We start from the raw sequence: 24,945 nt of genomic DNA, 5'->3' as shown, positions 1-24,945 counted from the left end.
ATGCGGTTCGAACGCCGTCACGAGGCCTTGTTGCCGCGCCGCCTGTTCCTGTGGCGACTTGTCCGATGGTGCGCGGCCGCGGGCGTCGTGGTTGCGGGCTCTCTAGCCGTCGGCATCTTTGGCTACCATTATTTCGGCGGCCTGCCGTGGATCGATTCGTTGCTCAACGCCTCGATGATCCTAGGAGGCATGGGCCCTGTCGATACGATCAAGAGCGATGCCGGCAAGGTCTTCGCGTCGGTGTACGCGCTATACAGCGGACTCGCGCTGATCGCGGTGGTGGGAATCATGCTCGCACCGGTCCTGCATCGCCTGCTGCACATGTTTCACATCGGCGACGAGCAGAAGTAGATCGAGGGCGGGCCGCTGTCGCACCGCCCCCGAATTGCCTTCAGCGAAATCTCAATACGGAGCGCTGTGCGGCGATGCGACCGCTTTGTCGACGGCGCTAAGCGGGAAATCCTCGCCCGTCTTGAGCTTGCTCTCGAGGGCTTTGATCTCGTCAATTTTTTTGTCGTAGGTGGCCTGGGTCAACGGCTCCTGCGACCATCCCGCGCGCGCGATCTTGTCGTGCTTCTTGGCTTCCTCGAGCTTTTTCATCAGAGCGTCCTTGTCAGCCTGCGACAGGCTCGACGCCATCGCCTCGGTCGCCATTGCGGCTGGCGCGCCCTGCGCATACGACACCCCCCGCTGGAGCGGCGCACTCAACCCGGCCAATGCCATGAAAGCTACGATCGCGGTCTTCCGCATGCCCATAATTTCTCCTTCCTCCCGATGGTAGCGTCCGAAGATGGCCGCACCAGTTGTCTGTGGTGCCAAATGGACGTTACCGACGCATTAACGACTGGTTGAGAGAGGGTGAAATAGTGAACCCCGCGGATGCCCGACTCCGCAAAATCGCCGGTCCCAGCACCATCAAATCGAAAGACTCTTTGCTCAGCCAAAGTACTTTGATATGTATCTAATTAGATTAACATCAAAATAGTCGAGCGCACCTCTATGGACCCGCAACCACCCGAAATCATGCTTCAGTTTTGCAAGGCGATGGCCGACGAGAGCCGCCTCAAGATAATCGGGTTGCTCTCGACTGCCGAGCACAGCGTCCAGCAGCTCGCATCGATGCTCGAGTTGAAGGAGCCGACCGTCTCGCATCACCTCGCCGTGCTAAAGCAGCTCAACCTCGTGAGACTGCGCGCCGACGGCAACTTCCGCTGGTATCGGCTGAATGATGAGGTGCTCGGACAGATCAGCCGCGCCGTTTTCAGCCGCGACAGTATCGCCAGGCTGGCCGTCTCGGCCGAGGCGCGCGGTTCGGAGCGGAAAGTGCTCGACAACTTTGTCGACGGAGAGCGCCTGCTCGAAATTCCGGTCAGCTACAAGAAGCGACTGGTAATCCTGAAGTGGCTGGCCGATTTCTTCGAGCCAGGTATCAGCTACGCCGAGTCCCAGGTGAACGCCATCCTCAAGCTGCACCATCACGATTGCGCGACGCTACGCCGCGAAATGATCGGATGCGGGATGCTGGCGCGGGACAAGGGCATCTATCGGCGCAGGCCGGAGTCCGAATGGCGGATCAACCGCAAATGAGCAACCTCCGCCACACTTGCAAGGTGGCGAGTCGACCCGCGGCACGCGGATATCAAAATGCATTCAGCATTTCAAATTGCCGCATGATTGCTTTCTGCCGGGTGGGCGGTTCTTAAATTTCGCCCTCAATTCGGACACTTTTCACTATGGTCCGAAAAATGTGTTTAACGCTTTCTCATGAAGTTTTGGGAAAGCCACACTCCGCATCCGCAACTGCAAGCGCCGAGCCTTAGGCACGAGTTTGTTATCGGGCCACTGTGCGATAGCGAGCTGTTTCGGCGCAAGGCGCGGCTTTACTACTGCATCCGATGCAAGTGGCACTTCCTGGTCTGCGAAAAGACGGTTGTCGTGCTGGACGGCTACGGTCATCCGATGGCCGGTCCTGATAGCGCGACCCGCTTTGATACTTTTGCAGAAGGGCCATGCCCCGCGCTCGCTGAGTCTGAATCTCGCTATCCCAACGAAGCTTATATCGTCCCTTTCAAATCCGGGAGGAAATCCGATGAACGAAGCACTCTGGCTGTCGGCAACATTCCTGTTGGGACTAGTTGGTCTCGGCCTTTGTTTCGCGTTTTTGGTCGCCTGCGAGAAAATCTAGGGAAGCAGTCATGATCTATCTAACCGCTGTCGTTGCGGCCCTGGTGTCGCTTACCTGGTTACCGCAATGGTTCGTCCCGAGTGGTTCTAGTCATTACCGCTTGCTGACATTGAAAGAGAGGACTTAAGGCCTATGTGGCTTCTGCCAGTCTCCATAATCGTATTCACGATAGTAATTGCAATCCCAGTAAGCCGTTACATGGCGAAGATCATGGACGGCAAGTACAAGGCGTCGCGAATCTTCGGATGGTTCGAGAAACATCTCGATAGCGGGCCGCAGAACTGGAAGCAGCAGTACACGGTAGCGCTGCTCGTCTTCAACACAGTCCTGTTCGTCTATGGCTACATCGTCTTGTCGTTGCAACCGTGGATGCCGCTTAATCCGCGTGGCCTCGGGATGCTGGCGCCTAGCACGATCTTTAACACCGTTATCTCGTTCATCACGAATACGAACATCCAGTATTACTCGGGGGACGTCGCGTTTTCGAATTTCACTCAGATCTTCTTTTGCGTCGCGATGTTTTTCCTCTCCGCGGCTGTCGGCTTGTGTGCTCTCACGGCGATCATTCGAGCTCTCAGAAGCGATTCGAGCCTGGGTAACTTCTTCCTCGATATGTGGCGAGTGGTCGTCTATCTGTTCCTGCCCGCAGCCTTCGTCATTAGCCTTGTCTTCCTTGTCCAGGGAATGCCGATGACCTATCAGAACGCCTACCAGGTCTCGACGCTCGAACCCGCCTCGATGGGAACGACCGATACAATGGCCAGCCGAAGCAGCAGACAATAGTTATCGGGCCGCTTGCAGCGTTTGTTCCTATGAAGATGATGGGGACTAATGGCGGTGGCTTTTTCGGAATGAACTCGGCCCATCCGTTCGAGAACCCCGGCGCGGGAACGAACTTCTTCGAGACCTTTTGCATGATGCTCTTCCCGATGGCTCTGGTCCTGATGTATGGCCGGATGCTCAGTCGGTTCCGCCACTCGGTCGTCATATTCTCGGTGATGTTGTTGTTATTCGTCGGGACTGTGGTCTGGGCGATTTACTTTGACACGATGCAGCCCAATCCGGGACTGACTGCCCATCCGCAGAGTAGAACCTTCACGATCGCGAGTGCGACTGTGCCCGGCGGGAAGCGGGACATTGTCCTGCCTGCCGTCGCGGGACTGCCCGTCGATCAGCACCTGGGTAATCTCGAAGGCAAGGAATTGCGTTTCGGAACCTCGGCGGGTGCGACCTTTGCGGCCGCGACAGTTGCGTAACGTGCGGCGCGGTAAACGCCGAGCACGACAGCTTGAATCCTATTGCCGGGCTATCGCCCTTCGTCGGCATGTGGCTGAACTGCATTTACAGCGGCAAGGGCGTGGGGATGATCAACCTGTTGCTCTTTCTCATCATAGGTATCTTTCTCGCCGGCCAGATGGTGGGACGCACGCCAGAGTATCTTGGCAAGAAGATCGGTGCTCGCGAGATGAAGCTTGCCATGATCGCACTCCTGGTCCATCCGATCTTGATCCTGGGACCGTCGGGACTGTTCGCCGCGACCAGTTGGGGAATGAAAGCCACCAGCAACCCGGGCGCGCACGGACTATCGCAGATCGTCTACCAGTTCTCGTCATCATCTGCGAACAACGGCTCCGCTTTTGACGGCCTGGGAGTGAGCTATGGCCTGAACAACAATCCAAGTCCAGCGGCCGAGGCCGTGCCGTGGGACATAGCGGGCGGCCTGGTAATCATGTTCGGCCGCTATCTTCCAATAGTAGCACCCATCGCGATGGCGGCGTTTCTCGGCATGAAGAAGAGCACGCCATTCGGTCTGGGAACTCTGCGCGACGATACTGCCACCTTTGGCTGTCTGCTCCTGGGCACAATCGTGATCGTTGGCGCACTGCTGTTCCTGCCGGTCGCCGCGCTCGGTCCGTTGGCGGATCACTTGGGACCGATACCGTTTGGCGGTTAGGCCGGGCGCCAATGGTGTCGCACTTTTGAGGACCGTTCTCGCAGATGAGCATGTTATGTCGGAGGATTTAAAAATGGGAGCAGTCGCAACACCGATACGGACTATTCAGGAACCTCAGCATCCCCGTCCGTCAAGGCGGATCAGAAGCCGAAAACTTTTCGAACCGGAGCTCGTGCGCGACGCCTTGAAGCAGTCCTTCGTGATGCTTCGCCCCGACATTCAGTGGAGCAATCCGGTCATGTTTGTGGTCGAGATCGGCGCGGTGCTGACACTGCTCTTCATCGTGCAGGCGTTGGTGAGTACCTCCGCGAGCCAGGTCCCGATCACGTATTTCATCGCGCTGGATTTCTGGCTTTGGCTGACTGTCCTGTTTGCGAATTTCGCCACCGCGCTTGCCGAGGCGCGCGGCAAGGCCCAGGCCGATTCGCTGCGCAAGACGCGCACTGAGACGCCGGCCTATCGCATCAAAGTCGGCGATGTGGTCGAAGAAGTTTCGTCAACCGATCTGAGGCCGGGCGATCGTGTCGTTATAAGCGCGGGACAAGTGATTCCAAGCGACGGCGAGGTCATCTCGGGCATTGCGTTGGTGGATGAAGCTGCGATTACCGGCGAGATCCGCGAGGCCGGCGGCGACCGCTCCGGAGTTACCGGCGGAACAAGGGTTATCTCCGATCGAATCGCGGTAAAGATCACCGCGCAGCCAGGCGAGACCTTCCTCGATCGCATGATCGCTCTGGTCGAGGGCGCCGTTCGCCAGAAGACGCCGAATGAAATCGCGCTGACGCTGGTGCTGTCCGCAGTTACCCTTGCGTTTCTGATCGTGGTTATCCCGATCTGGCCGATGGCGTGGAATGCCGAACAGTACATGATGGGTTATCTCGGCACGTCCGAGCCGCTGAAAAGCCTGGGCACCGACGTTCCAACCCTTGTAGGTCTCCTCGTCTGTCTTATACCTACAACCATCGGAGCACTTCTCGCCGCGATCGGAATAGCGGGAATGGATCGCGCACTCCAGGCCAACATCATCGCCAAGAGCGGCAAGGCGGTTGAGACGGCAGGCGATATCGACGTCGTGCTGCTGGATAAGACGGGCACGATCACTGTGGGCAATCGCCACGCCACTGACTTCGAGCCGGTTGCTGGCTATACGAAACAGAGACTGGCGCAGTTGGCGGCGCTTGCTTCGGCGGCTGATGAAACTCCGGAGGGCAAGAGCATCGTGGTCGCAGCTCAGGCGGCCGGAGTCGGTGCCAGAGAGTTGCAAACGCCGGTCGGCGCGCAATTCATCGCCTTTAGCGCGCAGACTCGGATGAGCGGCGTTGATCTCTCCGATGGCGGATGCATTCGCAAGGGCGCGCCGGACGCGGTTATCGCCTTCGTCCGAAAGAGAAACGGCGCAGTGCCAGCCGGGTTGGAGAAGATCGTCGACACTATCGCCTCGAAGGGCGCGACCCCATTGGTGGTGGCTGAAAATTCCAAAATCGCCGGCGTGGTCGCGCTCGAGGACATCTTGAAACCCGGGATGAGCGAGCGGTTCGAGCGGCTGCGCAACATGGGTCTGCGAACGGTGATGATCACCGGCGACAATCCTCTCACCGCCGCGACGATCGCGAAGCAGGCTGGCGTCGATGACTTTGTCGCGCAAGCCACGCCGGAATCAAAACTAGCGTACATCCGCAAGGAACAAGCTGAAGGCAAGCTGGTCGCGATGATGGGCGATGGAACCAACGATGCCCCTGCGCTGGCACAGGCCGACGTGGGCCTGGCGATGAACTCCGGCACGCAGGCCGCCAAGGAAGCCGGCAACATGGTTGACCTTGATTCTGACCCAACCAAGCTCATTGAAGTGGTCGAGGTGGGCAAGCAGCTCCTGATGACCCGGGGTGCGCTGACCACGTTTTCTGTGGCCAACGACGTTGCCAAATATTTCGCGATCGTTCCGGCGCTGTTCGCCGGCACGCTCCCATGGCTCGCGGCGATGGATGTGATGCATCTACACTCGCCGACCTCCGCGATACTGTCGGCGGTCATCTTCAACGCCATCACCATTCCGGCGCTGATTCCGGTCGCCTTGAAGGGAGTCAAATATCGGCCGCTGGGTGCCGATGCACTCCTGCGGGAAAATCTTCTCATCTGGGGTCTCGGCGGCATCATCCTGCCGTTCGCCGGCATTAAGCTGATCGACGTCGTCCTTAGCGCTATGCACCTGGTTGCGTGATCAACGCCCGATTGAAGGTAACAACGATGAAAAATCACATAATCAAAAGTTTCTGGCTGTTAGGGAGTTCAGTCGTAATCTGCTGCTTGATCTACCCACTGGCAGTATGGGCAATCGGGCAAACGTTCTTCCCGTTCACCGCCAATGGCAGGATGGTCGCGGGACCGGATGGAAAGCCGGTCGGGTCGCTGCTCATCGCGCAACCGTTCACCAAGGATGAGTATTTCTGGCCGCGACCCTCGGCTGCATCTTATGACGGTTCGGCGTCGGCCTCATCGGCGCTCGCGGCATCCAACTATATGTTGCGCTATCGCGTAGCGCAGGCACTGGGCCCGATCGTCAAGTACAAGAGTGGAGCAAAGGCGGGTCAATTGGTGGCCCCGGACATCGAAGCATGGTTCCAGCAGGACAGCTTCGGCGGACAGCCGCACATCGTCGCGCAGTGGGCTGATGCTCACAACGCAGCGGCACAGGGATGGGTAAGTGCCGATCCGTCGCATGCCACGTACATCACTGATTGGGCGAAGGACCATAAGGCCGAAGTTGCAGACTGGATCAAGCAGAACCCAGGCACCCCAACTCCGCAACCGTCGGATCTGGCCATCCTGTTCTTCGAAAACTTCTCCAAGCAGTATCCCGGCAAGTTTCCGTCGGCGGTTACCACGCAGTTGCCCGGTGGAAAGAGCCAGACCGCGATCGAGCCAGTCAAGGACGGATCGGACATCCAGTCCAACTTCTTCGACATGTGGCGGCAGGACCATCCGGATGCACCCCTCGCTGACGTACCGGGAGATATGGTTACGGCTTCCGCCTCCGGGCTCGATCCGCATATCACGCTGCAAAACGCCGAATACCAGCTCGACCGGGTTGCTTCAAAATGGGCGACCGATACCAAGCGCGACCCGGGCCAGTTGCGCGTGGAGATCGGTCAAATCTTGCAGACAGACGCGTTCGCGCCGCTGGGAGGTTTCGTCGGCGAGAAAATGATCAACGTGTTGCAGGTCAACCTCGAATTGAACAAGCGCTATGGTGCGCCGCCAGCGTAGCCATTTTTGAGCATGCGCGGGTCAGCGCAACTCGAGGGCGATTTTCGGGGACACAGGGCGATGGATGTTCAAAGACCATACGGAGCTCCGGCGCTTGAATTTCGCGCTAACAACCAGGCGCTGCAGGAACCGATCGAAGAAGATTTGTTGCTCGAATCGCGGAACCCTGAAATGTCCGCGATGCTCGAGACGCTCGAACGAGCCGCGGCGGGCGAATCGACAATTCTCCTGACCGGTGAAAGCGGCACCGGCAAAGATGTGCTTACCCGCCAGATTCATCGATGGAGTCCGCGGCGGCGTGGCCCGTTCGTCGTAATCAACTGCACGACGCTGGCCGAGCACTTGCTGGAAGACGAGCTGTTTGGCCACGTTCGCGGGAGTTTCACCGGCGCCATCAATGATAAGCCGGGACGTCTGGAAGCCGGCAATGGCGGCACCGTGTTGTTCGACGAAATCGCCGAGCTCCCAACCTCGCTGCAGATAAAGCTTCTTCATTTCGTGCAAGACCGTTGCTTTGAGCGAATTGGCAGCAATCGCATACTCAGAGTTGATGTTCGCGTCGTCGTCGCGTCCAATCGAAACCTGGAAGCCGAAGTCGCCGCCGGACGCTTTCGCGAGGATCTCTTCTATCGCCTGAATGTGATCGCATTCACGCTTCCGCCGCTCCGCGAACGAACTCAGGACGTCCTTCCTTTCGCGGATTGGCTGTTGCAGAGAATGTCGATCGCCTCCGGCCGTCCCCAGCTTCGCCTGTCGATGGAGGCCGCCGGGGCCCTGGTCAGCTATCGATGGCCGGGAAATGTTCGCGAGCTTCACAATGCCCTGAAGCGCGCAGCCGACCTCGCTTGTAGCGAAACAATCACCCTTGATGACCTGCCGGACTCGGTCCGTCATCGCGTCTCGCCGATGTGTGCCCCCGCTGCGCGCGGAACCAGGCTGAAAGACTTCGAGCGTGAGCAAATTCTGCGCGCGCTGGCGCAAAGCCCGACTCTTGGCCAGGCGGCGGCCGCACTCGGCATCAATGTGACGACGCTCTGGCGCAAACGCCGACAGTACGGCATCGGCTGAATCCGCCTCGTATAGAGCCGTGCCTCGCGGAACGCAATAGGTAAATTTGAGCCGAAGCGTAATTAGACGCATTGACATCTGCATCTGACCGTTCTAATACGAGACAACGGGCGTGAAAAATTCACGCCAAAGGCATTAAGTCGGGCCAGGGAAAAAACGTTTCAGGGCTTTCACGGAGGTTCGAATGTTATTGGGGACATTGGGGATTCGCAAAACGGTCGTCGTCGGGGGCATCGCGCTGCTGGCCCTCGTGGCAATGAGCCTGCCAGGGGAGGCAGGCGTCAAGCCGGGCGACTTCATTACTCCGGACAACGCGGCGCAGGTGAAGGACCTCGTTTCACCGGGCGTATTTTACAAAGTGCAGCACGGGATGACGATGAAAATCGTCCCGACACTGCGCGTGGACTGGCCGCCTCCTTATAAGGATGCGACAGAAAAATATTCGTCGCAAGTGCAGCTCTCGAAGGATCATCGCACGGTCGTCGGCTATGTCGCCGGCCAGCCGTTCCCGCTGATCGACGCGAACGATCCTGACGTTGCGACCAAGGTCATCTGGAACAACGTGTGGCGCCCGATTCAATCCGACGACTACGATCTCCGCTATTTCGATTGTGACACCGTTTACACCGGCTACAACAAGCCGTTCTTTGAAGTTGCATACGGACAGCTCGGCCACTACGCCGGTTACGACCTCGTCGGCCGAACCGAAGTCGAGCCGCTGCCCGTCGATCCCGACTTCAAGACTACCAACCGCCTGTGGCTGTTCCTGCTCGGTCCCGAACTCGCGCCCCAGGACGCTCGCGGCACCAGCCTGCTGCGCTATCGTTATGGGGATCCGGCTCACGGCGACGACACTTGGACCTGGCAGACCGGCTCGCGGCGTTTGCGCCGTCTGAACGAGTCGATAAATTCGAGCGCGACTGGCGCGCAGACCTGGGATCCCGATCACTATTCTGGTTTCAATCCCAAGACCGAGCAGTACAACTACAAGTTCCTGGGCGAGAAGGAGATGCTCGCGACGGTTGACGCCGAGCATTCACCGGAAATCCGGTGCGCCACCGACGGCGGCGCCAGTGCGTGCCCGGAACGTTGGCAGATGCGCCACGTGTACATCGTGACCGCTGAGCCACGCAGGAGCGTGAACAACGCGGCGGCGCTGGATTCCAAGACCGTCATCTACATGGATTCTGAAATGTGGTTCGAGCCGTACATCGACACGTATGATCGCCGCGGCGAGCTGTTCCGCAACCACATCTACTGGCTCGCGTATCGCGACCGTCCGGTACCCGACGCGAAAGTCGCCATCTATCCTTTCAAGCGCGAATTCGTCGTCGGCGCCTGCTCCACCGATGTGCAGAGCACCGAGGCCACCATGTGCTACCTGCCCGGCATCGAGACGCCCGAGCGTGAATGCTGGTACATCAACATGGGTGCGGTGGACAAGGCGTTCTTCACCACCGAGGCGATGGTGAAGATGTCAGAAGTCGGCCACATGTAGCCTGGCGATCGGATCTTGATCACACGAACGCCGGCAGGAGCATCGACTCCTGTCGGCGTTTTCTTTTTCTGTCGAGCGCCCGGGGTCGATTCTTCGCGCGCCTAGCTCAATAGTACGTAGGCGGCGCCGCCCACCAGCACCAGCACGCCAGGGTTGATGTGGCGCCATAGCAGAATCCCGAAAACCACAACCGCGATTGCCAGCGTCTGCGCGTTCACGATCGAAAGCTTCGCGATCGCATACGTGCCCGACATCATCAGGCCTATCGCCACCGGCGCCAGCCCGCGCTGAATCGACGTGCGCCACGGCCATCCGCCCAGACGCACCCACCATCGATTGACGAACAGTGTGATGATGCAGTCGGGCAGAAAAAATCCGATTCCCACCACGACCATCCCTGCCCATCCCGCGAGCTTGTAACCGATCACCAGCACCATCAGCATGTTCGGCCCCGGCGCGACCTGCCCGAGGCTGTAGATGCTGCGGAACTGCCCGTCGGTGAGCCAGTGAAACGTGTGCACCGTCATGTGCTGCATCTCGGGCAACACCGCCGTGCCGCCGCCGACCGCCAGCACCGACAGCAGCGAGAAGACCAGGAACAGGTGGATCAATCGCGTCATGTGGATTTTGATCTCAACTGCTAATGACGGAACAAGTGATGGCGCGCGCCGCGATGAAACGGCAGATGCTCGTCCTCCGCACGCGGTTTCGAAACGTGCGGACGGTACAGCCACACCGATATCGGCCCGATACCAAGCAGCACCACGAACAATTGCAATTTAAGTGAGCTGACCGCCAGGAACGTGATGATGACGATCGCGATGTCGGGAAGCTGGCGAAACTGCCGCCGCCCGATCTGCAACGTCACCGCCGACAGCAAACCGACCGCCGCCGCGGCAATCCCGAGCAGGAAACGCTTCAGCTCGGGATTGCTGTGATTCGATTGATACAGTATCCCGAGCACCATCACGACGATCGACCCCGGCAGCAGCATCCCGATGACCGATACCGCCGCGCCCGCGATGCCGCGCAGATTGTCGCCCATGATGATCGCCATGTTGACGGCGTTGAGCCCGGGCAGCGTCTCGCTGATCTCCATCGCGCCGAGAAAGCCCTCGTCGTCGAGCCAGCCTTCGTCGCGCACCAGGTACTCGCGCAGATAGGCGACTGCGCCGCCGCCGAAGCTTAGCCCTCCCGCGAGCAGGAAGATCCTGAACAGTGTCAGCAGGCTCGGATGAAGATCGGGCTCACTCTTCGTGTTTGAGACTGGTATTTCTGTATCCGTAGATGAGGGCGGTCTTGGTTGTTCCACGCTGCACCCAGTCTGTGGCCCGCGATTGCAGGGCCGTGTAGAAGAACTCGGAAAGTTCGCGCTGCTTGCGCCGCACCGCTTCGGGACTGTCGAACTTCAACTGGTACGCGAACTCCGCGACGATCGGCGAATTGGAGCTGCGCACGCGCCACACGGCGAGCGTCGCCTTCGCCTCGAGCTTGTGGCCGAAGTCCAGCATCCCGAGATCGACCAGGTATTCCTGGATCGATACGCCGTTCACCACGCTTAGCGGCGCCTTCGGATTCGCGTCGATATGCTTGAGCGCGGGAAACGCTTCGGCGGTCGTCTCGAATCGTTGCGTCAATATGATGTTGGGCGTGTCGAGCTCGCAATTGTGCGAATACACCAGCCGCATCCCGAGCGCGCCGTCCTTGGGCAGGAGGATTTCCTCTTTGAACTTCAGCGTGTATTCGCACGGCAGCAGCGGGCGCGGATCCACCGCCAGCGCCACCTTCTTTTCCGGATGCCGAAATTTGATCACCAGCTCGTGCCGCGCGTCGGGCACGCCATGATGGTAGAAGGTGCGTTTTCTCAGGATGAAACCGTGATTGTAGAGCTTGAAGTGCGGCGTGTCGTAGAAGACCACTTCGCGCTGATGAGCCTTGATCGATTCGTCCATCTTGCCGAGCTTGATGCCCAGCGACTTGGCCGCGTGATGCGCCAGTTTCCAGAATTTGTGAAACGCCTTCTCGTCGGGGAACAGCTCCGGCCTCAGCAGCAGCTTGTATTCGCGAAACTGAATCTGGTCCGACGGAACGATCGGTTCGTAAAGCTTTGAACTTTCGGGGTGCGCACTCATCCGCAATTATCGTCTGCTCGTCGAGTCAATTATTACTGATTTGCTGGCGGGTCCGAAACTGTTACTCAGTCATTTTGGAGAGGAGGCCTGGCGCAGCGAGATAGGTACCGGGCCAGCCTGCCGGGAGTCAAACATGAGCATCGCAACACCACTGTCCGAGCGTATCGCCGCCGCAATCCCGCGCGGCGTCAGCGTACCGATTCCGATCCTCGCCCATCACGCGTCGGGCGCCGAAATCTGGGACGCCGACGGCCGCCGCTACATCGACTTCGGTAGCGGAATCGCGGTGCTCAACGTCGGCCATCGCCATCCGTACGTCATTGCCGCCGTGCAGGCTCAGCTCGACGCCTTTACTCACACCTGCTTCGGCGTGACGCCGTACGAGTCGTACGTCAAGCTCGCCGAGCGGATGAACCAGCTCGCGCCGATCGCGGCGCCCAAAAAACCATCTTTCTGACCACCGGCGCCGAGGCGGTCGAGAACGCCGTCAAGATTGCGCGGCACGCGACCGGCCGGTCCGCGATCATTTCGTTCACCGGCGGATTTCACGGGCGCAGGCTGATGGCGCTGGCGCTCACCGGCAAAGTGAATCCATACAAAGCCGGCTTCGGGCCATTTTCCGCAGATACGTTTCACGCGCCGTTCCCCGACGCATATCGCGGCGGCAGCACGGAGATGAGCCTCGCCGCGATCGAGGCGTTGTTCAAGTCGTCGGTCGAGCCGTCTCGCGTTGCCGCGATTATCATCGAGCCGGTGCAAGGGGAGGGCGGCTTCAACGTCGCGCCATTCGAGTTTCTGCGCGAGCTCCGCGCCCTGTGCGACCGCCACGGCATCGTCTTCATCGCCGATGAGATTCAGACTGGCTTCGGACGCACGGGCAGGATGTTCGCCGTCGAGCACGCTGGCGTCGAGCCCGACCTCATAACGACCGCCAAGAGCCTGGCCGGGGGATTCCCGCTCTCGGGCGTCATCGGCAGCGCGGAAATCATGGACAGCGTCGCACCCGGCGGTCTCGGCGGCACGTTTGCGGGCAGTCCCGTATCATGCGCCGCCGCGCTCGCCGTGCTCGACATATTCCGCGACGAGCAGGTGCTCGCGCGTGCGGAAAAGCAGGGCGCGCTGGTCCGCGCGCGCCTCGACGCGATGCGCGAGCAGTTCCCGTTCATCGGCGACGTGCGCGGACTTGGCGCGATGCTCGCGATCGAGCTGGTCCGCGACCGCGCAACCAAGGAACCGGCGCCCGAACTGGCAAGCCGCCTCGCGAAGCGCGCGTCGGAGCGCGGCCTGATTCTGCTGACCGCGGGAATCCACGCCAACGTCATCCGAATCCTCGCGCCGCTGACCGCGTCTCCCGAATTGATGGACGAAGGCATGACAATTTTGGAGCACTCGCTCGCCGACCTCCGCTAGCACTGTGCACCTAATTCATATGAAATATGGCAGATGAGGCTCCCCGACGTTATCGGAATCGGGCCGCCGCGCACTGGTTCGACCTGGCTCTACAACGCGCTGCGCGACGCGGTGGACATGCCCGACGGCGTCAAGGAGCCGCAATTTTTCAGTACGTTCTACGACAAGGGCATCGACTGGTACGCGCATCACTTTCGCTACGCGACCGGCCGCCGTCCCATCGCAGAAATCTCGCCGCCGTATTTTTTCCATCCTGAGACGCCAGCACGCATCAAGACTCACATTCCGAACTGCAAAACCGTCGCGACGATGCGCAATCCCGTTGATCGGATCTATTCCGTGTACAAGCTGATGCGCCACTACGGATGGGTGCGTCGCGGAACCCTCGACGAGGTCCTGCAATCCCGGCCCAATCTCGGCGGCGGCAACCGCTACGCGGCACACCTCCAGACTTGGTTCGATACCTTCGGGCGCGAGAACGTGCTCGTCACGATGTACGATGAATTGCGCGACCAGCCGCAGGCCTACCTCAATCGCGTCTGCGATTTCATCGGTGTCCCGCGAATCGCGCTCGCGCCGCGCCCCGACCTCAGCGGCGACGTGAACTCGTTCGCTCGCGCACCGAAAAATCGCCGGCTCGCGATCAACGCGACCAAGCTGATGTATTGGCTCAAGGGGCATCAGGCGTACGGCCTCATCAAGGCGCTCGAACGCGCGGGCGTGTGGGGGTTCTGCGGTGGACGCGGCGAGCCGTATACGCGTCTCACCATCGAACAGGAGGAGCGACTGCGCGAACGCTACATCCCTGAAGTCGAGGCGCTCGAAGAATTGCTCGGCATCGATCTCTCCGCGTGGAAAAAGCCGCGGGCCGCCGAGCGTCCCGCTCCGCGGCTAGCCGTCGGATGATTCGACGGCTGCCAGAAATCATCGGCGCTGGTCCCGGCCGCACCGGCACCACGTGGCTGCATCGCGTGCTCGAGGGCCGCGTCGATTTGCCCTACGGCGTCAAGGAGACGCAGTTTTTCAACACGTTCTATGACAAGGGCATCGACTGGTACGCGCATCATTTTCGCTACGCGACCGGCGAGCGCAAAATCGCCGAAATCTGTCCGTACTTTTTCCATCCGCTCGCTCCGGATCGCATCAAGACCCACATCCCGAATTGCCGTATCATCACCACGCTGCGCGATCCCGTCGATCACGCTTTTTCCGCGTACAAGCTCGTCGTTCACTTTGCATGGGCGCGCGGCTCGTTCGACGAGGTCCTGAAATCACGCCCCAATCTTGGCAGCGGCAATCGTTACGCCTCTCATCTCCAGACGTGGTTCGACTTGTTCGGCCGCGAGAACGTGCTGGTAACGATGTACGACGAATTGCGCGCGCAGCCGCAGTCGTATCTGGATCGAGTGACCGATTTCATTGGCATCGAGCGCATCGCACTTTCCGCGCGCCCCGAAATCGGTGATGATGTCCATTCGTTTGCGCGCGCTCCACGCAACCGCAAGCTCGCGCGCAACGCGCGCAAGATGATGTACTGGATGCAGAGTCATCAGGCATACGGGGTAATCAATCTGCTCGAGCGCGCCGGCGTGTGGGATTTCTGCTACGGCCGCGGCGAGCCATTCGGCCGCCTTACGCCCGAGCAGGAACAGCACTTGCGCGAGCGCTACCTGCCGGAAGTCGAGGCGCTCGAGGAACTGCTAGCGATAGATCTCTCCGCGTGGAAAAAACCGCAAGTGCGCCGCGTAACCGTTGCTTAAATAGATGACTCAATCTTCCAACAACGCGCGCGACTTGCGACTGCCCGACTTCATCGGCGTCGGTCCCGGCCGCACCGGCACCACGTGGCTGCACGAAGTTCTGAAGGGCCGCGTAAATCTACCTGCCGGAATCAAGGAGACCGATTTCTTCACCACCAACTACTACAAGGGCATCGACTGGTACGCGCATCACTTCCGCGACGCCGACCGCGCGCGCCCAGCTGGCGAGGTCAATCCATACTTCGGCTTCCCCGAGGCCGCTGAGCGTATCGCGCTCCATATTCCGCGCTGCAAAATCATCTGCTCGTTTCGCAACCCCGTCGAGCGAATCTATTCGGCCTATAAACTCTGGCGTCATTACACGCTGACCAACGATCCACTCGACGTGTTCCTGGTAAAGGTTCCGCAGATCATCGAAGTGACGCGCTACGCGACGCATTTGCCCGACTACCGCGCGCGCTTTGGCGACGACCGCGTGCTAGTGCTGCTCAACGACGACCTGCGCGCCGATCCGCAAACCTACCTTGACTGCGTTTGCGACTTCATCGGCATCGAGCGCTATCCGGTGCCGGCGTCGGCCGCCGAGGGTGAGATGATCAACTCGATTAACGATCTGCCGAGATTTCCGCGCGTTGCCCGCAAGGCGCGCCACTTCATGTACTGGCTCGAGGAGAAACAAGCCTACACCACCAGCAATTTTCTCGAGCAAGCTGGTGCGTGGAAGCTGGTTTTCGGCGGCGGACCAAAGTTTCCACCGCTCGATCCAGAGATCGAGGCGCGCCTGCACGAACTCATGCGCCCCGAAATCGACGTGCTCGAGCAAATGATCGGACGCGATCTATCGGCGTGGAAGAGTCCTCGCGCCAAAAGCGGTCGCGCCGTCGGCAGCGCCGCTGCCACTCAGGGAAAGTAGTTCGCGATGGCGAAGGTGTCGACAATTGTTGCCGTGTACAATGGCGCAGCCGCCATTGACCGTGCGCTGAGCAGCATTTTTGCCCAGACTTTCACCGACAACGAAGTAGTCGTCGTCAATGACGGTTCGACCGACGACACCGCATCAGTGCTGTCGCGCTATGGCGATCGAATCCGCGTGATCACCCAGTCCAACCGCGGTGTATCCGCGGCGCGCAACGTTGGAGTACGCGCCTCGGTCGGCGAGTACATCGCATTTCTCGACCATGACGACGAATGGATGGCGGGAAAGCTCGCGCGATGTGTCACCGTACTCGATCAAGATAAAGCCTGTGGGCTAGTCTACACCGACGCGTTCAAGGTTGACCTAAAAGGGCTGCCGATGCCCAATCAGGAGAGCCAGACCGACGGCGTGGATTCGCCTACGATGGCACAAATGCTCGCGCGCCCGTGGAATGTCGTGCCCAGTCAGCTCGTGGTGCGACGATCGGCGTTCGAGCGGTCGGGTGGATTCGACGAGCGGTTGGGTGCTTCCTGCGAAGATCTGTTTTTCCTGTTGCGGGCGCGTGAGTTCGGACATTTCCTACGCGTCCGCGAATCTCTCGTGCGCAAGACCACGCGCCCGCTCTATCCCAAGGCGCTCAACCGCGAACCGCAATGCGACTTGTACGTTAGGCTGCTCCGCGAACGCTATGGCGCCTCGGCCGCCGGCGTCATCCGCGAGTTCCGGCTCAGCCGGATGAAGGTCATGCAGCACATGGCCCGCGTTCTGATGAACGAGGGAGGACCCAAGGATGCGCGCCGATGTCTCGCCCGCGTCATCTACTATCAACCTGCCTCACCGAAGGCATATCGCCGATATCTAAAAACCTTCCTTCCGGCGCGCACGCCGCGGGTGTCCTCGAGCTCGGACTTGCCGGGAGTTTGAGCCGCGGTTCGCTGGGGCCGACTTGGGAAGATGACATCTGCCGCGTCAACATCCGAGCAGGGCGAACGCAACCCGCGCGTCTCGATAATAATCCCGGTTTACAACGGTGCCGCGACGATCGAGCGCGCGCTCAAGAGCGTTTTCGATCAAACCTTCACCGACTACGAAGTCGTCGTCGTCGATGACGGCTCGACTGACGACACGCCCGCAGTGTTGGCGAAGTACGGCGACAAACTTCGCGTCGTGCGACAGGCCAATCGCGGATTGCCCGCCGCGCGCAACGCTGCCATCGCCGCTAGTCGCGGCGAACTACTCGCACTGATCGATCACGACGACGAATGGCTCCCGCAAAAGCTCGAGTTTGCCGTCGCCGCGATGCGCGCCGATCCCGGCGCGGCGCTGCTTTATTCCGACATGATCGTCGTGAACGAGGCCGGCGAGGAGTTCCGCCGGTCGCAGATCGGCTCCGACACCGCGCACGCGCCCACGATGGACGAGATGCTCGCGCGCATCTGGCCGATCACGCCGAGCACGGTCGTGATGCGCCGCGACGCCTTCGATCGCGCCGGCGGTTTCTGCGAACAACTGATCAGCGCCGAGGACATTCATTTCTGGCTGCTGATGCGCGAGCAAGGGCATTTTATCTACCTGCCCGAAAAATTAGTCCGCTTCACTTACGGCCAGTTGTTTCCCAAGGTGCTGAACCGCGATATCGGCCCCACCGCAATTGTCGATCTGATTCGCCAACGATATGGCACGCGCGCGGACGGACTCGTGAAGGACTTCATCCGCCATCGCGTGCGAATGATTGCCAACGCCGGCGTAATCGAGATGAGCCGCGGCAACATGGAAGGCGCCCGCCGATGTTTTGTACGCGTGCTGAAGTACGATCCGCGGCACGTGAAGAGTTACATGCGGATAGCGCGAACGTACCTGCCCGCGCCGATCCGCCGCGCGCTGGGCGGCAAAGCCTCCCGCGGCGGGTAGGGTCTTCTTGCCTCGTCGGCAGGTGAGGGTGCTGCGGCGCATTCACCAAACGTACGTGCTGGATCGCAGAACCCTCACCTAACCTCTCCCGTGAAATAACGGGCGAGGTATCAGACTAGCGTGCGCGCGATATACGCGCCTTCGGCTTCGCCTCAACCTCTTCCGCTTCCGGCGCCGACGACATCGAGCCGTACCCGACGGCGTTGCTGGTATGCCGCCAGTTCACCAGCGCATCGATGCGATCATTCTTTACGCGGTGCTTGTAGTGCTCGACTTTGTCGAAAATCGAATCGATCAGCGTCTCCGACAGCAGCCGTGGCTTGAGGCCCAGGTCGATCAGCTTGGTGTGTCTGGCGTTGTAGTAGTGGACCTCGGCCTCGACGCGCGGGTCCGCGATATGCTGAATCTCGACGTTGCGCCCCTGATGCTTCGCCGCCGCCTGGATCAGGTCCGCTAGCTGCGCGACTGAGAACTGCTCGGTGAACTGGTTGAACACGCGGTATCCCCCGGCTTTCGCGGGCTTCTCGATCGCGATTTCGATACATCGCATCGTGTCGCGAATATTCAGGTAACCGCGGGTCTGCCCGCCCTTGCCGTGCACTGTCAGCGGATGGCCGATCGCTGCCTCGATACAAAAGCGGTTGAGGACCGTGCCCCAGATTCCGTCGTAGTCGAACCGCGTCGCGAGCCGCTCGTCGAGCGTCGTCTCGTCGGTGTCGACGCCGTACACTACGCCCTGGTTGAGGTCGGTCGCGCGGATTCCCCAGATTTTGCACGCGAACTGGATATTGTGCGAGTCGTGGACCTTGGACAGGTGATAGAAGGAGCCCGGCTGCTTTGGATACGGCAGCGTGTCAGTGCGCCCGTTGTGCGTGATCTCGATAAAGCCCTCTTCGATGTCGATGTTCGGCGTACCGTACTCGCCCATCGTGCCGAGCTTGACCAGGTGGCATTCGGGCACGTGCTCACGGATTGCGTAAACGGCGTTGAGCGTGCCGACCAGGTTGTTGACCTGCGTGAGCACCGAATGCCGCCGATCGATCATCGAAAACGGCGCGCTCCGCTGCTCGCCGTAGTGCACGATTGCGTCGGGCTTGAAGTCGCGCACCACGCCGCTGATAAATGGGTAGTCGGTCAGGTCGCCGACCGCGATTCGGATCGACTTGCCGGTCGTCTCGCGCCACGCCGCCAACCGGTCCTGCAACGAGCAAATCGGAATCAGGCTCTCGGTCCCGCATTCGAGGTCCCACAGACGGCGGCTGAAGTTGTCCACCACGCATACTTCGTAGCCGCGCTTGGACAAGTACATCGCCTGCGGCCATCCGAGGTATCCGTCCCCACCAGTTACAATCACCCGCATCGAAAATGCCTCCAACGGTAAAGAGCGAAATATCCTGTCTAGTTATTCCTGATATGCGCGATCAGATCGAGTGCGCCGGGACCTTCCGCCGGACAGGCTCTGCGCCAGCCGATGCGGCAGCCACGTCCGCATCCAGCGCAGGTAGTTCTTGAGCCGATAAGGATCGACCCTGATCGCGCGCGCGAAGGCAGCCCGCGCGCGAGGACGATTGCCGTCGCGCAGCGCCTTGAGGCCGATCGTCGCGAGGATACTCCGCGGCGCGCGCGCGCGCGCATTGACCAGCGGCGCCGCCGAGACCCCGTAGCGCTCCTGCAGATATGCCTCGAAAACGTGCAGTGCCTTCGAGTAATCGGGCAGCCGCTTGAGCTGCCTGGGAAACCACGCGAATCGCCACATGATCAGCGGCTCGTCGATATAGCCGAACGGCCCCTGCTCGCGCAGCTTGATCCAGAAATCCACGTCCTCGAAGCGGAAGCTCGCGCCCTTTAACGCGTCACGATAGCCCCCGCACGCATCGTACGCGGAGCGACGGACGAGGGCAGCGCTCGGCATGATCGGCCACAGCTGCGTCAGCAGTTCGTTCAACGACGGAGCATGGTCGAAGCCTTTCCCGACCAGCGACGTGTTGAGCGAGACGCCCTCGCTGTCCGCCAGCGAGCAGTTGCAGTACACGAGCGACAGGGCGGGGTCGGCATCGAGCGCCGCGATACTACGCTCGAGGAATTGCGGCATCCAGACGTCGTCGGCGTCGAGAAACGCGACGTACTCGCCCGACGAATGCCGCGCGCCGTTGTTACGTGCCGCCGCAGGCCCGCTGTTGGCCTGCTCGATCAGACGCACGCGGTCGTCGTACTGTTTGATGATTGCGAGAGTAGCGTCGGTCGAGCCGTCGTCAACGCAGATTATTTCGAAATCCTGAAGAGTCTGCGCGAGGACGCTGTCCACGGTGCCAGCGATAGTCGCTGCCGCATTGAACGCGGGAATGATTACAGAAACGCGAGGCACGATTTAGTTGGGTTCTCTTGCGGTCTTTTGACCGGCCGCGAAGGCCCGATGGCGACAGGTTACACGCCAAGTGGCAGCCTGCTCAACGGGCTTCGTGAACAGCATCGAGATAGCGGAGGCCGGGATTCGGAGTAACTCAGCTTCGCGTGCCTCGGTGCAGTCGAAGTGCTCCGCATCGCAAAAGATCCGGGATCCCTCGGCTACGCTCGGGATGACACAAAAATAGGAGCAGACAAATAAGACCGGGATTCCTCGCTACAGCAGCTTTCGCTCTAGAATGAGAGAATACACACGAAAAAGAGCAGCCCGCCTCTTCCCAAAATGACTTCTGACAGGCACGAAGTCTTGCATCCTGTCTTAATACTGGGTGCAGGGGTCACCCCTCCCCAAGGAAGCGCGAAACCCACGGAGGGGTTTCGCTACGATGGAATTCTGCCCTTCTACGCGCGGCGGGCGGTTGGCTTGCGGAAGGTCCTGTATGTGCGCCCCTCGGCCAGGCCGAAACGATTCAGCATCCGGTAGACCGTGTAGCGCGATACGCCAAGCAGCTCGGCGGCGCGATGGCAATTGCCCTCGGTTGCCTGCAGCGCCCGAATCAGCGCGAGCTTCGAGGCCTCGCGGATTACGGCGTCGAGGGAGTAGGGCCAGTCCTTGGCGGTGGCATTGGCGCCGCCGTCGACCAGGTCGAGCGTCCCATTGGGAAGCATCGTGTCGGTCGGAACGCCGACCGCCTCTGGAGTCGCAACCTCGTGGCTGAAGGGCAGGTCGTCCACATCGATGCGGTCGGTCTCGGTCATCAGGACCGCGCTCTCGATCGCATGGCCGAGCTCGCGAACGTTGCCGAGCCACTGGTTGGAGCACAGCGCGTCTAATGCGGCGCGCGACACCAGCTTAACGTCCTTGCCGAACAGGCGATTGAAATGCTCGATAAAATGGGCGATGAAGGCCGGGATTGCATCGCGGCGTTCGCGCAGCGGAGGGACCAGGATTGCGGCCGCATTGAGACGGTAAAACAGGTCGTCGCGGAATTGCCCGGCCTTGACCATCGCGCGCAGGTCGCGATTAGTCGCCGCTACCAGCCGAATATCGACCGAATAGCACCGCGACGAACCGACTGGCTGGATCTCATGCGTCTCTACGGCGCGCAGCAGCTTGGGCTGCAGCCGCAGCGGCAGCTCGCCGATTTCGTCCAGAAACAGCGTGCCGCCATTGGCGGAGCGGAAGTAGCCGAGTGAATCTTCGCGGGCGTCGGTGAATGCGCCGCGCACATGGCCGAAAAGCTGCGACTCGGCCAGCGATTCGACCAGGTTGGAGCAGTTGAAGGTCACGAACGGGCCGCCCGGGGCCGAGCCCAGCGTATGCAGTGCTCGCGCTACGAGCTCCTTGCCGGTTCCGGACTCGCCGTGAATCAGAACGATTGCCTTATATGGGCTCAAGCGTGAAATGGTTTTCAGTACCTTGCGCACTTGCGCCGACCGCACCACCATCCCGCCAACCCGCTCCGATCCATGCGCAAGAAGCTCCAGGCTCAACCACTCGCACGCGGCAGCCGCCGGTTCGCTGCGAAGATTATTCGCAGCCGCGACCGGCGTTGCGTTCGCCGAGTACTCTTGAAGGCGCATCTTTGGTTCCTTCTCCGCTGCTTATCTTCGACCTACAGTCAGTTACTAAATCTGCTCTACTAGTTGTAGGGTTTTGGATATAATCGAGCAGTGGCTCGTGTGTCAAGCCGTTGCGCACGAATTTTACCGTCTGACTTTAGCAAAGGCGAGTCCCCTTGTGTCTTGCCATCGCCCTTTCCATCGTGCATAGCGCGGGGCAATCATGACGGGGTTCCACAGCAAATGATAGCCCCAATTCCCCGCCGCACTAATTCTCGCCGTCTCCTATGAAAGGCATCAACCTTCGATCGCCTTAACCTATTGAAAAATCGAACTTTTTACGGCTTATCCACAGTAGCCGATTGCACCCGTTGTGATGCCTCGATTTCCATCAATCGGCGCAAAGATGGCATCGATATGATGGCCTAATAATGCGGTCAAAAAGTGCAGCGCGCGCCGATTCCCGGTAGTCGAGCACGCCAACGATTGCTATGACTAGCGCGGGAGGAATTAAAGATGAAGGTCGTAGTCCTCGTCGCTCGCATTCTCCTGGGGTTGGTGTTCTTTATCTTCGGCCTGAACGGCTTCCTGCATTTCATGCCCAATCCCCCGCCGACTCCCGCCGCGGGTGCATTTTTCGGTGCGTTGATTGGCACCGGCTACATGTTCACCTTGATTTTCGGGCCCCAGGTTTTAGGAGGAGCGCTACTTCTGTTGAACATGGCGGTACCGTTTGCGCTGGTGATTCTCGCGCCGATCATCGTGAACATCATCGCCTTCCATCTCTATCTCTCGCCGGTGCCGATGCAGCTGGCGGTCGCGTTCATCGTGGCCGCCTTCGAGGTCATCCTGGCATGGCACTATCGAGCGGCGTTCGCGCCGCTGTTCGGCGGCGCATCGCGCTCGTGACTGGCCCGCCGCGTACTCGCCTATTTCCAACGCATTGAATTACCTGTAAGCATTGGAATCCCGCAGGCGAGCCGGTAGCTCAGGTGGTAGAGCATGTGACTTTTAATCACAGGGTCCCGGGTTCAAGTCCCGGCCGGCTCACCAGTAAATCCACTCGAAATTGACGAAGTCTCAGGCGTTCGAACTCGCCGCACCCAATCAATGCCCGCACCTTTTGAGGTTGCCGACGGCCGCCGCCGGATTGACAGTGCATAATGCAGATGGAACAGTTGACCACGAAAATTTGCCGACGCGGCTGAACGCGCTGCGGGAAGGGGTCCATGGCAGATTCGAAATCGGCGCTTCACGCTTGCGGCAGTTGCGCTGCCGCTTTTGTTCCTGGTGATGGCGGGGTTGGCGCGTGCCGCCACTATTACCGTCGACACGCTCAGTTCCACCAGCGTCAGCGGTCACTGCAACCTGTCTGACGCTATAACGGCGGCAAACACCACGGCAGGTGTTCAAGCGTGCGCGGCAGGAACCGGCACCGACACCATAGTCTTTCAGACCGGCCTCATCGGCGGAATCGACCTGGTCAGCACACTTCCCGACATCGTCAGCGGCGAGACGGTGACCATCACCGGACCGACCGGCTCGCCGGGCATCACGCTCGAAGGCGGCGGCCACCAAGTTACAAAAGTGGATAGCGGCGCCACGCTAACCCTGCAGAACCTGACCATTGCGGACGGCTCGGCGAGCCTCGGCGGCGCCATCAACAACAGTGGCACGTTGACCGTCACCAACAGCACGTTTTCCAACAACCAGGCCAGCCTCGGCGGCGCAGCGATTTTCAACAACAGTGGCACGGTGACCGTCACCAACGGCACGTTTTCTGATAACGACGCCATCGACAACGACGCCACAGGCACGTTGACCGTCACCAACAGCACGTTTTCGAACAACCAAGCCTCCAACGGATTCGGCGGTGGCATCTACAGCGAAGGCACGCTCAAGGTCACCAACAGCACGTTTTCCGGCAACGAGGCCCTCCAGGGCGGCACGGGCGGCGCCATCCACAACGAGGGTACAGTGAGCCTTAAGGGTAACATTTTGGCGGCCAGCACCGGCGGCAATTGCGGCGGTAAAGCGGTTACTGACGTGGGCTACAACATCTCGGACGACAATAGCTGCGGTTTCAGCAGTCCCAGCGTCAATAACAGCACGACTCTGCATCTTGACCCGGCAGGATTGCAGAACAACGGCGGACCGACGCAGACCATCGCGCTTGAGCCGAACAGCCAAGCGATCGATTTTATTCCCGTCGCCGATTGCACCGACCAATCGTCGCCGACTGCCTTACCTCTAATGAACGACCAGCGCGGCTTGCCGCGTCCCGATCCCAGCAACCTCAATTTTTGCGACGCCGGTGCCTTCGAATTGCAGACGACGCCCTTCGTGCTCGCGCCGAACAGCGAAAGGCTGCAGATAGCGCGTTCGACCACTCCAATTTCAGATCAGGTCAACCTGGCGTTTACCTTCACGGAGAATGGCTTCCCGACGTGCGACGCGGCCGACGATGCGTTCAACGGAATCGATGTCAGTCTTCTGGCAGGCAGTTGTGAAACTCATGACCACACCGGACTGTTCCTGTCGCTGGATTCCTGGGTGGTGCACACGGTCAACCACGTGAGCTACGGAACTCTCTTCTTGGATCCGCTGGCGGCGACCGTCTCGGCCAGGATGGTCGAGCTGCCGATGCCGGCGGCGCCAGCCTGCGGTGAGTGGACGCTGAACATCGAGATCGCAGGCGTCGACTCCGCGCCCCTGGGTAATGGGCCGTTTTCTCTGGTACTTGAAAACCCGGATGGCGATCAGGGATGTTTCGACATCACCAACGCGATAGTCGGCATGCAGATTCCGGTGCCAATCCGCGGTGTGCGGCGCGGGGTTAGGCGATAAGGGCGGGTCAGGTGAGTGGATTAATTTCGCCGAA

At 60.2% G+C, this 24,945-nt stretch carries 23 protein-coding genes, 1 tRNA gene and 1 pseudogene; 18 read left to right on the top strand and 7 right to left on the bottom strand.

Annotation, left to right across the window (positions count from 1 at the left end):
• Window positions 1-351 (top strand): hypothetical protein, encoded by a 351-nt coding sequence (locus VJX68_RS12905; RefSeq protein ID WP_324096106.1) that lies wholly within the window; start codon window positions 1-3, stop codon window positions 349-351.
• A gap of 51 nt (window positions 352-402) precedes the next feature.
• Here VJX68_RS12905 and VJX68_RS12900 read toward each other — a convergent pair whose 3' ends face one another.
• Window positions 403-756 (bottom strand): hypothetical protein, encoded by a 354-nt coding sequence (locus VJX68_RS12900; RefSeq protein ID WP_324096105.1) that lies wholly within the window; start codon window positions 754-756, stop codon window positions 403-405.
• A 243-nt stretch (window positions 757-999) separates the two neighbouring features.
• Here VJX68_RS12900 and VJX68_RS12895 point away from each other — a divergent pair, with 243 nt between their 5' ends.
• The 8 genes from VJX68_RS12895 to VJX68_RS12860 all read left to right on the top strand — a co-directional run bounded on the left by VJX68_RS12895 (window position 1,000) and on the right by VJX68_RS12860 (window position 9,969).
• A complete protein-coding gene (locus VJX68_RS12895; RefSeq protein WP_324096104.1) occupies window positions 1,000-1,587 on the top strand; it encodes a DUF2087 domain-containing protein in 588 nt (195 codons plus the stop codon).
• A 730-nt stretch (window positions 1,588-2,317) separates the two neighbouring features.
• Window positions 2,318-2,968 carry a potassium-transporting ATPase subunit KdpA gene (locus VJX68_RS12890; RefSeq protein WP_324096103.1) on the top strand — a complete coding sequence of 217 codons (651 nt, stop codon included), beginning with the start codon at window positions 2,318-2,320 and terminating at the stop codon, window positions 2,966-2,968.
• 35 nt (window positions 2,969-3,003) lie between these two features.
• The gene (locus VJX68_RS12885; RefSeq protein WP_324096102.1) at window positions 3,004-3,441 is read left to right on the top strand and encodes a potassium-transporting ATPase subunit KdpA; all 438 of its coding nucleotides are present in this window, start codon (window positions 3,004-3,006) and stop codon (window positions 3,439-3,441) included.
• Window positions 3,442-3,473: 32 nt separating this feature from the next.
• Window positions 3,474-4,139, top strand: a complete 666-nt coding sequence (locus tag VJX68_RS12880; protein WP_324096101.1) for a potassium-transporting ATPase subunit KdpA — start codon at window positions 3,474-3,476, stop codon at window positions 4,137-4,139.
• 73 nt (window positions 4,140-4,212) lie between these two features.
• Window positions 4,213-6,357, top strand: a complete 2,145-nt coding sequence (gene kdpB, locus VJX68_RS12875; RefSeq protein WP_349255915.1) for a potassium-transporting ATPase subunit KdpB — start codon at window positions 4,213-4,215, stop codon at window positions 6,355-6,357.
• A 26-nt stretch (window positions 6,358-6,383) separates the two neighbouring features.
• Window positions 6,384-7,403, top strand: coding sequence for a potassium-transporting ATPase subunit C (locus tag VJX68_RS12870; RefSeq protein ID WP_324096121.1), 1,020 nt, complete (start codon window positions 6,384-6,386; stop codon window positions 7,401-7,403).
• A gap of 60 nt (window positions 7,404-7,463) precedes the next feature.
• Window positions 7,464-8,471, top strand: coding sequence for a sigma-54 interaction domain-containing protein (locus VJX68_RS12865; RefSeq protein WP_324096099.1), 1,008 nt, complete (start codon window positions 7,464-7,466; stop codon window positions 8,469-8,471).
• A gap of 184 nt (window positions 8,472-8,655) precedes the next feature.
• On the top strand, window positions 8,656-9,969 hold the full coding sequence (locus VJX68_RS12860; RefSeq protein WP_324096098.1) for a DUF1329 domain-containing protein: 1,314 nt from the start codon (window positions 8,656-8,658) through the stop codon (window positions 9,967-9,969).
• A 101-nt stretch (window positions 9,970-10,070) separates the two neighbouring features.
• Here the strand turns inward: VJX68_RS12860 and VJX68_RS12855 are convergent, their stop codons facing one another.
• From VJX68_RS12855 to VJX68_RS12845, 3 genes are read right to left on the bottom strand one after another with little or no spacing between them, the layout of a single operon-like run.
• Window positions 10,071-10,589, bottom strand: a complete 519-nt coding sequence (locus tag VJX68_RS12855; RefSeq protein WP_324096097.1) for a chromate transporter — start codon at window positions 10,587-10,589, stop codon at window positions 10,071-10,073.
• A 20-nt stretch (window positions 10,590-10,609) separates the two neighbouring features.
• On the bottom strand, window positions 10,610-11,281 hold the full coding sequence (locus VJX68_RS12850; protein ID WP_324096096.1) for a chromate transporter: 672 nt from the start codon (window positions 11,279-11,281) through the stop codon (window positions 10,610-10,612).
• The gene (locus tag VJX68_RS12845; RefSeq protein ID WP_324096095.1) at window positions 11,217-12,101 is read right to left on the bottom strand and encodes a hypothetical protein; all 885 of its coding nucleotides are present in this window, start codon (window positions 12,099-12,101) and stop codon (window positions 11,217-11,219) included. Before VJX68_RS12845 ends, VJX68_RS12850 begins: the two co-directional genes overlap by 65 nt.
• Window positions 12,102-12,234: 133 nt before the next feature.
• Here VJX68_RS12845 and gabT point away from each other — a divergent pair.
• From gabT to VJX68_RS12810, 6 genes and pseudogenes are all read left to right on the top strand, one after another.
• A pseudogene (gene gabT, locus VJX68_RS12835) lies at window positions 12,235-13,511 on the top strand (4-aminobutyrate--2-oxoglutarate transaminase).
• Window positions 13,512-13,544: 33 nt separating this feature from the next.
• Window positions 13,545-14,417, top strand: coding sequence for a sulfotransferase domain-containing protein (locus VJX68_RS12830; RefSeq protein ID WP_324096093.1), 873 nt, complete (start codon window positions 13,545-13,547; stop codon window positions 14,415-14,417).
• A complete protein-coding gene (locus VJX68_RS12825) occupies window positions 14,414-15,271 on the top strand; it encodes a sulfotransferase domain-containing protein (protein WP_324096092.1) in 858 nt (285 codons plus the stop codon). The genes VJX68_RS12830 and VJX68_RS12825 overlap by 4 nt, the downstream gene beginning before the upstream one ends.
• A gap of 4 nt (window positions 15,272-15,275) precedes the next feature.
• On the top strand, window positions 15,276-16,184 hold the full coding sequence (locus VJX68_RS12820; protein ID WP_324096091.1) for a sulfotransferase domain-containing protein: 909 nt from the start codon (window positions 15,276-15,278) through the stop codon (window positions 16,182-16,184).
• A 6-nt stretch (window positions 16,185-16,190) separates the two neighbouring features.
• Entirely contained in the window at window positions 16,191-17,111 is a 921-nt protein-coding gene (locus tag VJX68_RS12815; protein ID WP_324096090.1) for a glycosyltransferase family A protein, read from the top strand.
• A gap of 30 nt (window positions 17,112-17,141) precedes the next feature.
• Complete coding sequence (locus VJX68_RS12810) at window positions 17,142-18,098, top strand: glycosyltransferase family 2 protein (protein ID WP_324096089.1); 957 nt, start codon at window positions 17,142-17,144, stop codon at window positions 18,096-18,098.
• A 115-nt stretch (window positions 18,099-18,213) separates the two neighbouring features.
• Here the strand turns inward: VJX68_RS12810 and VJX68_RS12805 are convergent, their stop codons facing one another.
• From VJX68_RS12805 to VJX68_RS12795, 3 genes are all read right to left on the bottom strand, one after another.
• Window positions 18,214-19,458: an NAD-dependent epimerase/dehydratase family protein gene (locus VJX68_RS12805; RefSeq protein ID WP_324096088.1), complete on the bottom strand. Its 1,245-nt coding sequence runs from the start codon at window positions 19,456-19,458 to the stop codon at window positions 18,214-18,216.
• A 42-nt stretch (window positions 19,459-19,500) separates the two neighbouring features.
• Window positions 19,501-20,463, bottom strand: a complete 963-nt coding sequence (locus VJX68_RS12800) for a glycosyltransferase family 2 protein (protein WP_324096087.1) — start codon at window positions 20,461-20,463, stop codon at window positions 19,501-19,503.
• A gap of 440 nt (window positions 20,464-20,903) precedes the next feature.
• Window positions 20,904-22,085: a sigma-54 interaction domain-containing protein gene (locus tag VJX68_RS12795; protein WP_324096086.1), complete on the bottom strand. Its 1,182-nt coding sequence runs from the start codon at window positions 22,083-22,085 to the stop codon at window positions 20,904-20,906.
• A 495-nt stretch (window positions 22,086-22,580) separates the two neighbouring features.
• On the opposite strand from VJX68_RS12795, the gene VJX68_RS12790 reads away from it, so the two are divergent.
• The 3 genes from VJX68_RS12790 (at window position 22,581) to VJX68_RS12780 (ending at window position 24,911) form a co-directional block, all read left to right on the top strand.
• Window positions 22,581-22,973, top strand: a complete 393-nt coding sequence (locus VJX68_RS12790) for a hypothetical protein (RefSeq protein ID WP_324096085.1) — start codon at window positions 22,581-22,583, stop codon at window positions 22,971-22,973.
• 68 nt (window positions 22,974-23,041) lie between these two features.
• Window positions 23,042-23,117: transfer RNA gene (locus tag VJX68_RS12785), tRNA-Lys, on the top strand.
• A 237-nt stretch (window positions 23,118-23,354) separates the two neighbouring features.
• On the top strand, window positions 23,355-24,911 hold the full coding sequence (locus VJX68_RS12780; RefSeq protein WP_324096119.1) for a right-handed parallel beta-helix repeat-containing protein: 1,557 nt from the start codon (window positions 23,355-23,357) through the stop codon (window positions 24,909-24,911).
• Window positions 24,912-24,945: the final 34 nt, after the last annotated feature.

Origin of the sequence: Binatus sp. (SeqCode), from assembly GCF_035272065.1 — a bacterium.
Taxonomy (GTDB): Bacteria; Desulfobacterota; Binatia; order Binatales; family Binataceae; genus Binatus.
This window is presented reverse-complemented; position numbering and strand designations above follow the sequence as displayed.